At 48.7% G+C, this 11,287-nt stretch carries 9 protein-coding genes and 1 pseudogene; 3 read left to right on the forward strand and 7 right to left on the reverse strand.

What is annotated here, in order from left to right; all coding sequences use genetic code 11:
- The 5 genes from U9P07_08750 to U9P07_08770 all read right to left on the reverse strand — a co-directional run.
- The coding region (locus U9P07_08750; GenBank protein ID MEA2109492.1) for an NAD(P)/FAD-dependent oxidoreductase at positions 1–1,095 on the reverse strand (1,095 nt) is incomplete at its 3' end.
- Positions 1,061–2,959 (reverse strand): TRAP transporter permease, encoded by a 1,899-nt coding sequence (locus U9P07_08755; GenBank protein MEA2109493.1) that lies wholly within the window; start codon positions 2,957–2,959, stop codon positions 1,061–1,063. The genes U9P07_08750 and U9P07_08755, both read right to left, overlap by 35 nt.
- Positions 2,956–3,468 (reverse strand): DUF1850 domain-containing protein, encoded by a 513-nt coding sequence (locus U9P07_08760; GenBank protein ID MEA2109494.1) that lies wholly within the window; start codon positions 3,466–3,468, stop codon positions 2,956–2,958. Before U9P07_08760 ends, U9P07_08755 begins: the two co-directional genes overlap by 4 nt.
- 132 nt (positions 3,469–3,600) lie before the next feature.
- Positions 3,601–4,590, reverse strand: coding sequence for a TAXI family TRAP transporter solute-binding subunit (locus tag U9P07_08765; GenBank protein ID MEA2109495.1), 990 nt, complete (start codon positions 4,588–4,590; stop codon positions 3,601–3,603).
- Between the two features lie 53 nt (positions 4,591–4,643).
- Positions 4,644–5,060: a hypothetical protein gene (locus U9P07_08770; protein MEA2109496.1), complete on the reverse strand. Its 417-nt coding sequence runs from the start codon at positions 5,058–5,060 to the stop codon at positions 4,644–4,646.
- Positions 5,061–5,408: 348 nt separating this feature from the next.
- Between U9P07_08770 and U9P07_08775 the strand changes: the two are divergent.
- Positions 5,409–5,897 (forward strand): annotated as a pseudogene (locus tag U9P07_08775) (polyphosphate kinase 2).
- Positions 5,898–6,010: 113 nt separating this feature from the next.
- Complete coding sequence (locus tag U9P07_08780) at positions 6,011–6,220, forward strand: hypothetical protein (GenBank protein MEA2109497.1); 210 nt, start codon at positions 6,011–6,013, stop codon at positions 6,218–6,220.
- 30 nt (positions 6,221–6,250) lie between these two features.
- On the opposite strand, the gene U9P07_08785 is transcribed toward U9P07_08780, so the two are convergent.
- Positions 6,251–7,402, reverse strand: a complete 1,152-nt coding sequence (locus U9P07_08785) for an AAA family ATPase (protein MEA2109498.1) — start codon at positions 7,400–7,402, stop codon at positions 6,251–6,253.
- A 440-nt stretch (positions 7,403–7,842) separates the two neighbouring features.
- Here U9P07_08785 and U9P07_08790 point away from each other — a divergent pair, with 440 nt between their 5' ends.
- Entirely contained in the window at positions 7,843–9,549 is a 1,707-nt protein-coding gene (locus tag U9P07_08790) for a glutamine--tRNA ligase/YqeY domain fusion protein (GenBank protein MEA2109499.1), read from the forward strand.
- Between the two features lie 24 nt (positions 9,550–9,573).
- On the opposite strand, the gene U9P07_08795 is transcribed toward U9P07_08790, so the two are convergent.
- Positions 9,574–10,776: an ATP-binding protein gene (locus tag U9P07_08795; protein ID MEA2109500.1), complete on the reverse strand. Its 1,203-nt coding sequence runs from the start codon at positions 10,774–10,776 to the stop codon at positions 9,574–9,576.
- Positions 10,777–11,287 lie beyond the last annotated feature (511 nt).

An 11,287-nucleotide genomic window follows, 5' to 3' on the forward strand; every position in this document is an offset into this window, starting at 1 on the left:
TTTATCGGCAATCGCCGGAGCCGTGGTCAATCCTGGTGATTCTATTCCCAGCAGGTTGATAAAACCGGGGAATCCTGCCTCTTTTTCCTCCCGAATAATAAAATCCCTAAATTCATCTCCAGGTCCTTGTAATCGGGGGCGGATGCCGGCCATCTCCGGTTCCAGCCGGCTTTCATCCAGGTCGGGCAGGTAGCGTTTAATGGCCTGGCAGAATAAATTCCTGCGTGAGTTGTCCACCAGGTAGTCCGGTTTTTTAAGGTATTCAAGATCAGGGCCGAAACGCACCCGACCGCTAAGGTCCAGGGTGGCATGGATGCCCAGTCCGTGGCCGCCGGCCGGCGGTACCGGGTAGACCAGATGTTTGACTGGGGATTTGCCGGTGTAGCTGAAATAGCAGCCTTTAGCGTAGTGGACGAGAGGTGTGGGGATGCCGGTTTTCTGGCTGAGAACAGTGGCTTCAAGCCCGGCACAATTAATGATTATTTCGCTTGAAAAACTGAAAGAATCCGGCGCCGTTTTCAGGATATATCCTCTGGGAACTGGTTCTATATTTTCAATTTCGGTGTTGAAAGCAAAGGTGGCTCCAAGGCTTTTGGCTAGCTGGTGGTAGAAGCGCATCAGGCTGTGGGAATCAATGATCCCGGTTGACGGGGAAAAAAGGGCGGCCCGGGTCTTGACGGCCGGTTCCAGCTGCCGGCAGCGGCCGGCGGTAATCAGTTCCAGATCGCCTACCCCGTTTTTCCGTCCTTGGGCCAGGTTGAGTTCCAGCTGCTTTTCCTCGTCGGCGGTGACGGCGACAATCAGTTTTCCCAGCTGGCGGCAGGGGATATCATGTTTATGGCACAGTGCATAAAGCTGCTGCCGTCCCTGGACGCAAAGCCTTGCTTTCAGGGAGTTTGGGGGATAGTAAATGCCGGCATGGATGACTTCACTGTTGCGGCTGCTGGTTTCGCGACCGAAGCTTTCATGGCGTTCGACAACCAGCAATTCATGGTCGAAGTGTGGGGCCAGGCGGGCGGCTACCGCCAGGCCGACAACTCCGGCGCCGATAATGGTAACCTTAATTTTTTCCACTGAACCATTGGCGGCCGGCAATTCCAGCCATCAGGAGAGTACCAGCGCCGCTGATGAGATAATTGGGCCAGAAAAGTGCCAGGGCGGCGCTGCCCATCAGTAAGGTTTCCACTAGGCTCAGGCGTTTGAAAAGAAAACGCTCCAGAAAACTGGTAAAGGCTATCAGCCCGATGGCGCTAAAAAATATGGTCATGATGACTTCAGTAAGCGGACCGTTGCAGAGCAGGGGGCGGTAGGCCATGATGATGGGAATGATGTAGAGTCCTTTGGCAATTTTCCAGGAGGCAAAACCGGTTTTCATCGGCGAAGCGCCAGCGATTCCGGCGCCGGCAAAAGCGGCCAGGGAAACCGGCGGAGTGACATTGGCATCCTGGCTGTACCAGAAAACAATCATGTGGGCGATGACGATCGGCAGGCCCAGATCCATCAGCGCCGGTCCCGCGAGAATAACCAGGACGATGTAGGAAGCGGTCACCGGCAGACCCGTGCCCAGCACCAGGGATGCCATGCCGATGAGAATAATGGCCAGCAGTGGGCTGCCGCCGGAGCAGGAAACCACCAGGCTGGAAAATTTGAGTCCCAGGCCGGTCAGACTGACACAGCCGACAATAATGCCGGCACAGCCGCAGGCAACCGATACCATGACCGCGTTGCGGGCTCCGGTCTCCAGTCCTTTGATAATTCCCTTCAGATTCAATCGTGTACGGCGGCGCAGCATGGCGGCGGCCAGGGTTGAAATGACCGCCACAAAGCCGGCCATCATCGGGCTGTAGTTGCTGAACAGCACATAGATCAGGATGATAACCGGTAATAGGAAATGCAGGCCGTCTTTCATGGTTTGCCAGAATGACGGCAGGTCAGCCTTGGCTATGGGTTTAAAGCCTTCTTTCTTGGCTTCAAAATGGACAAAGAAAAGGACGCTGAGATAGTAGAGAATGGCCGGGACGATGGCGATTTTGACGATATAGAGATAGGAGGTATTGGTGAACTCCGCCATCAGGAAGGCTCCGGCTCCCATAATCGGCGGCATGATCTGGCCGCCGGTGGAGGCTGCGGCTTCAATGGCGCCGGCCACATGGGGTTTGTAGCCCACCTTTTTCATCATTGGAATAGTAAAGGAGCCGGTGGTGACCACGTTGGCCACTGCTGAGCCGGAAACCGAGCCCATGAAACCGCTGGCCAGGATGGCGGTTTTAGCCGGTCCGCCGGTCATCCGGCCAGTGAGACTGTAGGCCAGGTCAATAAAGAAATCGCCGCCGCCGGTACATTCCAGGAAAGAACCGAAAAGAATGAAAACGAAAACAAAGGTGGCAGCCACTCCCGTGGGCAGACCCCAGATTCCTTCGGTGGTCAGGTAGAGGGTGGTGACGATCCGTTCAACGCTGTAGCCTTTGTGAGCCAGCAGGTCGGGCATCCAGGGGCCAAAATAGGTGAACAGCAGAAAAATAATGGCGATGGCCGTCATAAAAAAACCGATCACCCGGCGGGTGGCTTCGAGAACCAGGCAGAGGGCGATGCTGCCCATAATCACATCCATGGTGATCCAGTCACCCTGGCGTTTAACGATGGCGTTGAATTCAATCCAGATATAAGCACCGATAACCAGGCAAAGCAGGATCAGCAGCCAGTCGATGATCATGAAAATATCCACCCGGTTTTTAGCCGCGGTTTTGATCGGCGGATAGAGAGAAAAAACCAGGATCATGATCAATACCAGGTGCACCGAGCGCTGGTAGATGGCGGCCAGGGGCGAGATGCCGGCGGTGTAAAGCTGGAAGAGAGAAAGGCCGACAGCTACGATGGTGATAAAAATGGCAGTCAGCCCCCGTGGGGTACGATAGGCGCTGGCTGATTGTTCTTCAATGACAATTTTTTCAGGATTCATGGTTCAAATTCCACCATCGCCCGGCGTCCCGGAGCCAGGGCTGACAGGTTGATTCTTTGTTGATGGTATATAATTGTATGATCAACACCGGGGGAACCGATGCGTAAGACAAAACTACCCAGGGTATAGTTCATCTTGTCAATGGTAATCCAGCCGTCTTTCTGGGTCAGCTGTCCATGGCCAGGCCAGTGTCCGAGTCCGGCGCCAAAGATCCTGAACCAGGTTTTTTCCAGCACCAGGCCACGCTCGGGATCGAGGCGAAACTGCTCGAAAATGGGTTTTTTATCCACGGAATGGATATAGCGGATGGTAACCCGGTCGCCGCACTCCACCTTAAGTGAAAGAATGATTCTGCCGCTGTCAAATTCACGGACAATCAAGTGGGGCTGCCTGTCTGCTGTTGCCGCCGCTGAAACCAATTCTGGCTGCAATAAAAATAGAAAAATCAAACCGGTAGCCAGAACCATGGTCCATGTTGAAAAAAATACCCATGGAGGATGCGGCTTCATGGGCTTCATGTCCTCCATGGGTGATTGTCTGTGGTTAGAAAAAAGGTGTAAGGTATAAGGTGCAAGGTTAAAGGACCCCCTTACACCGTAAACCTTACACCATATACCGTCCACCGTGTTTCCAAAGGCTGCTTATTTGGCGATCAGCCGATCCGGAATGGTGATTCCCTGTTCCCTGATATATTTGATGGCCCCGGGATGAAGGGGGATGGCCGAATATTTGACCGCGTTTTCCGGGGTCGTATACTTGGCAAAATGATGGATTTTAATCAGGTAATCCTGGTTTTCAAAAACGGCCTTGGTCAGTTTGTACACCAAGTCTTCGTCCAGGTCGGCATTGCAGATAAAGGTATTCCATACTGAAGCGGTATAGACCGGCTGATCCTGGCCTTTATAGATGTTTGCCGGCAGGGTGTAGCCGGCGTAGAAGGGGTATTTGCTGGTTACTTTATCGATTTCCCCCTTGGTAAATGGGACCACCCGGATGGCGTGGGTGGTGGCCAGGTCCATGATTGATGATGTTGGCGGGGCGACGCACCAGACGCCAACGTCAATGGAATTATCTTTTAACGCATTAGCGTTCTCATTGAATGAAAGCCGGAATACATCGAAAGAGCTGTAGGGAATACCGAGGGCGTTCTGGAGAATCAGACTGGTCATAAATTCCGTGCCGCTGCCCGGAGCGCCGACAGAAACATCTTTGCCCTTGAGATCGGCAATGGTTTTGATGCCTGAATCTTTACGGGTGACGATATGATAAACATTGGGATACATGACGAACATGCCGCGGATTTTCTGAGGTTTCCCCTTGAATTTTCCGGTTCCGGTATAGGCCTGGAAAGCCACGTCACTCATGATTTCACCGAAAAGGGTTTCGCCCTTGTCACAGAGCCGGGTGTTTTCGACTGAAGCGCCGGTAACCTCGGCGACCGCCCTCACCCCTTTGACATACTTGGTCCAGATTTCAGCGACTCCGCCACCATAGGGATAGTAAACCCCGCCGGTGCCGCCGGTGCCGATGGAGATGAATTTGGTCCGGGCCGCGGCCGGTTCAGTGTTGAGGCTGAAAGTAAAAGCCAGTACAGCTGCCAGGGTGATAATGAAAAATATTTTTTTATTCATAAGTCTTTTCTCCTGTAAAAAATTCACGTTTCATAGCGGTGACAATCTTGTATTTATTCGATGGTCTTCAATACCACCAGCAGATCTTTTGATGCCGTATCGGCGTTGAAAAAAGGTACTTTAACTGTAGCGGTTTCACCCGATTTTACCACCGGCGGTTTCCCTTTCCGGGGGATAAGATGCCCGGCGGCCTTATCCTGGTCCAAAAGGAAGATATTGAGGCGGTATCGTTGTGCCTGCTTGCTGGTATTTTTGATGGCAACCGTAAATATCAGAGCGGTTTTTTTCTTGAAGGTGCCCACCTCGCAGGCAAAAGAGGTGATTTCAGCCTGTTCGTCAATCTGCCATTCAATGGTCGCCGGACAGTTGACATCAGCCGGCTTGGGTGTTGCGGCATAGCTCAGTACCGACACGCAGGCAAACAGCATTACCGTGATGAGGATAATAACTTTCCTTTCTGGTGTTTTCATGATCCCTCCTTAATATCTCGTTTATTAACAGGTTGTGTGTTGCGATGTAACCCATATAGCATGTTTTTCAGTAATGTAAAAACATTGTTTTGTCAATACTGATGCAGAAATTTTGAAAGCAAGAACACGTTATGGCCGAAAATCGTCTGTTGTCCCATAACCCTGCTGCTGTGATTTACTGACACCTGAATTAAGCGATGAGCTCTTAGCTCAATGATTACAAGATGTTTCATAGTATTCATGGTAAATATTCGGCTACGTTTTCAGAAAAGACAAAAATACTCTCACAGAGGCACAAAGTCACAGAGAACCCCAGTCATTTGCCCTCTGTGACTCCGTGTCTGGTATAATCGATCCATGGTGGAACCGGTCATGGGTTTCTGTACCGATGAGCAAAATAAGAGGTTTTTGAAAGATGTACCGCTTTTTGAAGAGATGCTGGTCAAGGATGGTATTCGTCTGTTCAAATTTTATTTTTCGGTTTCCCGTGCAGTCCAGAAAGAACGTTTCGAATCTCGCAAAACCGACCCGCTCAAGCAGTACAAACTGTCACCAGTGGACAACCTGGCCCAGAAATACTGGGATCAGTATACGTTGCGCAAATTTCAGATGCTTTCTGAAACCAACCGGACCTTGGCTCCCTGGACCATTATCCGTTCCGACAATAAGAAAAAAGCCCGCCTCGACTGCATGAAATTTTTTCTCAGCCAGATAGAATATAAGGATAAGATTGATCCCGAAGAACTGGAAATCAATCCTGAAATCATTATCTCCGGCATTGATGAGCTGAAGTTTATGGAGGACAATCTGATGTCCGCAGCCGAGCTGACCGGATAAAGAGTTTTATTCTTCATGCCGGTTGTCGGTCTGAACAACCGGTATTTTTGGTAACTTCCTTTCTGCAGGATTCTTCCACCTGTAAAAATGAGTCTCCTTTTTGGCCGGTATAAGTGCCGGTGGAGGAAAAACAGCCGGCATCTTTTCGCGAGGTGGTCAACCTTTTGGGGCAGTTTGTTGGCGACCGGAAAACCATTGACGAGATTGTCAGGGTTAATGAGCGACAGAATCTTTATCTCTGGTGTCTCTACCAGTACCGGGCCGGACTTCGGGATGATGTTCCGGCGCCGGAAGAGATTGAGCGCTTGATTGAAGGACGCTGAGGGAAAATATTGATATCCCCTGTTTGTTTTTTATCCCGCAATCGCTTGTCCTGGAATCAGGTTGCCCAGAAATTGTTCGCAGGGTAGACAGAGGATATTCTTTATTAAAAGACGTTCGTTGCCACGATAGAGGAGGAGGGCCCGGGCCTCCGGATAGTCTTCTTGAAACGCGGTCAGTCCTTTGAGCATTTTACTGTTGATTCGCTCAGTATTTTTGACCTCTACAGCCCAGAAAGTATTATCGCCGTAAAGGACAAAATCGACTTCCACCCCTGATTTCGTGCGCCAATAATAAAGCCCGCAGTTATTGCCGCTATAGGCGATCCAAGCTCTGAAATGCTGGGCGACCAGGCCTTCGAGCCCGGCTCCGTTGATCTCCTGAGGTCTGTCAAGGGGGCCGATGGGCCTTAAGGAGCGAAAAATACCGCAGTCAAAATAATAAAACTTGGGATGAGAAATCAGGTGCCGTTTGGCCCGTCTGGAAAAAACCGGTAAAAAGAAAGAGAGCAGCAGATCTTCAAGAACGGCAAGATAGTTATCCACGGTTTTGCGTTTGACCTGACATTCCCTGGCCACTTCGGAAATATTCAAGGTGGCACCATGGGAAAAGCTTACGGCTTCCAGAAAACGGCTGAAGGCTCCGATATTGCGTACAACGCCTTCCATCTGCACCTCTTCTTTTAAATAGAGTGCAACATATGAAGCCAGGGTTTCTTTAACCTCAGCGGAGTTGCAAATCAGGGGTACTAAACCGATCTGTAGGCTCTTGACCAGAGAAAACGATTTGCCCAGCTCAGCCGCCATAAAAGGATGCATGGTTTTGACAATTGCCCGGCCGGCCAGAAGATCAACCCCGGTTCTTCTCAGTTTCCGGGCGCTGGAACCGGTAAGTACAAACTGACGCCCGGCTTTATTTTCGATAAGTTCATGCACCACATCGAGCAGCTCCGGGATTTTCTGAACTTCATCAATAATTATGGTTTTGCTCTTCGTTCCTCTTGTCACTTCCCGCAATCGTTCCGGCCTGGCTGAAAAGCGACGAAACACATCAGGAGCCAGAAGATCAATCATTTCGGCATCTGGAAAATTTTGTTTAAGCCACGTTGATTTCCCGGTTCCCCTCGGCCCAAAGAGAAAAAAACTTTGCTGTGGCGCCCTGAAAAACCGAACTACCTTTTCCATTTATGCCTCCTTTTTTGTATTTCAACTGCAAAAATAGCACATCAAGGAGGGGTTTGCAAGCTGATTTTAGCATCAATTATGGAAAAATGATAAAGAATTAAGTGCTTCACGGGTTCTTTGCCGTCAGGCAAAGGTTCCGATGAAGAAACTTATGCAAGGCTAAGTGCTTCACGGGTTCTTTGCCGTCAGGCAAAGGTTCCGATGAAGAAACTTATGCAAGGCTAAGTGCTTCACGGGTTCTTTGCCGTCAGGCAAAGGTTCCGATGAAGAAACTTATGCAAGGCGGGGAAGAAGGTATTCCCTGATGCGCACATATTCCCCGATACTGCTTGACTTGTAAAAAAATATCATGGTAGGATGATGACTGCTATTGCTTGATAACTATTTGTTACTATAGCTTTTTTATAGATATGTAACTTTATTTTGGGAAAAATAAATCAATGTCAGAGAAAAAAGTAACTGAAGTCGGTTCTGCCGGTAATTTTATTCAGGATATAATTACGGCTGATTTGGAAAATAATAAGCATGGGGGGCGGGTACTGACCCGCTTCCCCCCGGAACCCAACGGCTGTCTTCATATCGGCCACGCCAAGTCCATTTGTCTGAATTTCGGCCTGGCAGCCAGGAACGGTGGGCTTTGCAATTTGCGTTTTGATGATACGAATCCCAGCAAGGAAGAAGTGGAATACGTTGAATTAATTAAGGACGATGTTCGCTGGCTGGGTTTTGACTGGGAGGATCGCCAGTTTTATGCCTCCGATTATTTCGAACAATTTTATGATTACGCGGTGCAGTTGATCAAGCTGGGCAAGGCTTATGTCTGTGATTTGAATGCCGAGCAAATGCGTCAATACCGGGGGACCCTGACCGAGCCGGGCAAAGAAAGCCCTTACCGGAACCGCCCGGTGGCGGAAAATCTGGATCTTTTCACCCGTATGCGGGCCGGGGAATTCCCCGACGGCAGCCGGGTGCTGCGGGCCAGAATTGATATGAGTTCCGGCAACCTGAATATGCGGGACCCGGTTATCTATCGTATCCTCAAGGCTGAACATCACCGTACCGGCAACCGCTGGTGCATCTATCCCATGTATGATTTTGCCCATTGTCTTTCCGATGCCATCGAGGGCATTACCCATTCCATCTGTACTCTGGAATTTGAGGACCACCGGCCTTTGTATGACTGGGTTCTTGATGAACTGAAGACCCCGTTCCATCCCCGACAGATTGAGTTTGCCCGTCTCAATCTGAGTTATACCATCATGAGCAAACGAAAGTTGCTGCAGCTGGTTGAGCAGGGATTGGTGAGTGGTTGGGATGATCCCCGGATGCCGACTTTGATCGGCCTGCAGCGGCGTGGTTACACTCCTGAAGCTATTCGCGATTTCTGCGATCGCATCGGGGTGGCAAAAAGGGATTCAACCGTCGATGTGGCCCTCCTGGAGCATTGCCTGCGGGAGGATATGAACCGGCGGGCTTCGCGGGTGATGGGGGTTTTGCGGCCGCTGAAAGTGGTAATTGATAATTATCCCGAAGGACAGGTGGATGAGCTGGAGGCCATTAATAACCCGGAAGATCCGGCGGCGGGGAAAAGGATGCTGCCTTTTTCCCGGGAGCTTTACATCGAGCGGGATGATTTCATGGAAGAGCCGGTGAAGAAATTTTTCCGCCTGGCTCCGGGGCGGGAAGTCCGGCTCCGCTATGCCTATTACGTTACCTGCGAGCGGGTGGTAAAGGATGAACATACCGGGGAGATTACGGAAGTTCATTGTTCCTACGATCCCCTGACCCGGGGGGGGTCATCGCCGGATGGACGTAAAGTCAAGGGCACCATCCATTGGGTTTCAGCCTCCCATGCCTTGGATGCCGAGGTGCGCCTCTATGATCGCCTGTTTACCGTTCCGGATCCGGATGCGGCAAAGGACGGCAGTGATTTTACCAGTTTTTTAAATCCTCACTCCCTGGAAATTCTTTCTGGAGCTAAAGTAGAGCCCAGCCTTGCCAAAATGTCCACCAATACTACATTCCAGTTTGAACGGTTGGGTTATTTCTGTGTTGACAGCCGGGACCCGAGCACCAACTCCCTGGTTTTCAACCGGGCGGTAACCCTGCGGGATTCCTGGGCGAAAAAGGCCGGCCGGCAGCCGTAATTCTCTCACCGACATAATATCTTGTCAGGGTAGAATCGGCAGCCAGCGGTCTGCACTGATGATCAGAATTTTATTTGTCTTATTAGATATTTTTTTACATATACCTGGTTTATCCACCAGCTGAACTGCCGGTATCTCCAGCATATTTTGAAATTTTATCAGGGATTTGCCGGGATTATCATCTGAAAGTTTGGTTTCTATCAATAATAGTGGTTTGTTATTGTTGGAGAGCAGAAAATCAATCTCCTCTTTTTCCCGGTTTCTGATAAAATTCAGATTAAAATTTCCATACCCCAGATTATTCCAATTATTGACAGCTCTAAATAATTCAAGTGCAACCATATTCTCAAATTTTACGGCCTCTGACTTAATGTCCGCATAATCAAACAGATATAATTTTTTCTCTTTTGTTATTGCCCGGGAAATTTTTTCAGACCATGGAGAAAGCCTGAAAATCAAAAAAAAGTTCTCAAAAAGTTCCAGCCAGTTTTTTACGCTGTCAAAAGAGACCTGTATATCCCGGCTGAGATTGGCTATGGAGAGCAAGCTGCCGATTCTCGATGGCAAAAGAGAAAAGAGGATTTCAATGTTTTCAATATTTCTTACCGCGGTTAAATCCCTTATATCTTCACGGATCAACTGTTTTTTATACGTATTAGACCAGATATTATAAAATTGTCTGTCCCGGGCAATATAGGGGTCAGGAAATCCGGAATATGATTTTAAATTATTCCATATTTCACCGGTATGGTCTGCTTTATCAGGAATTTTTGTAAAATCGTTGATAAACGTTTCAAAGGGGAGGTTTACATTTGCAAGCTCAGCAAGGGTGAAAGGCCATAGATGAAAAAGCAGGTATCTGCCGGCAAGGGAGTCCCCCCCCCTTTGATATAAATTTAACCTGCCGCTACCGGAAACAATAAATTTATACTCTTCATGGTCACGGTCAAAGACGCTTTTCAGGTAATTTTTCCAGTGGGAATATTTATGCAGTTCATCAAAAACAACCAAAGGTTTTGAATCATCCTGTCTGTTGACCTTTTCATAAAAAAAAGGATCTTCAAGCAGTTTTCTTTTTTCGTCAATTATATCCCAGTTAAAATAAATATGGTTTGGATATGTGTCGGCAACCATTTTTGCAAAGGTTGTTTTTCCAGCCTGTCTTGGACCTGCAATAAAAATCATCTGTTTGAATTTAGATAGATTTTTCCAGATTTTTTCATACATATTTCGTTTCATGATGTGACAATATTACACTAAAACCTGATTTTGTCAAGACAAGATTCGGGTAGCTCAAAATGATATCTGAAAAAGCGCTATATTTCCAGGCTTCCGCATGGCTTCCTGTCTGCCGACCGGCAGGTCAAAGTATCATCATAGGGAATTTTTGTATGCCAGTGAATCTTAAAGTATTGATGGTAACATTGTCAGGATTTTAGCTTGGGATTCGCACAAAAACAGCCCGAAGATGAGATGCCAAAATGTGAAGTTATTTTTGAGCGTTCTTAGCCGACAATCCTTGCAATCAGTGGCCATAAATGATAATCCACGGGGCATTGTTCGTTGAGATATGTTGTAAAAAGCCCGCGTTGGATTTGACATTATTCGCTAGTGTTGTCAGCTGCTGAAGAGAGGATTGAAAAATGAATCAGGAAGTGCGTTTACGCTTTGCCCCCAGCCCTTTTGAATTATGGGGACATGATACATAACTCCCGGTAACCGTGATGCCAATTTTTTT

The sequence above is a fragment of the Pseudomonadota bacterium genome, assembly GCA_034660915.1.
Lineage (GTDB): Bacteria > Desulfobacterota > Anaeroferrophillalia > Anaeroferrophillales > Anaeroferrophillaceae > DQWO01.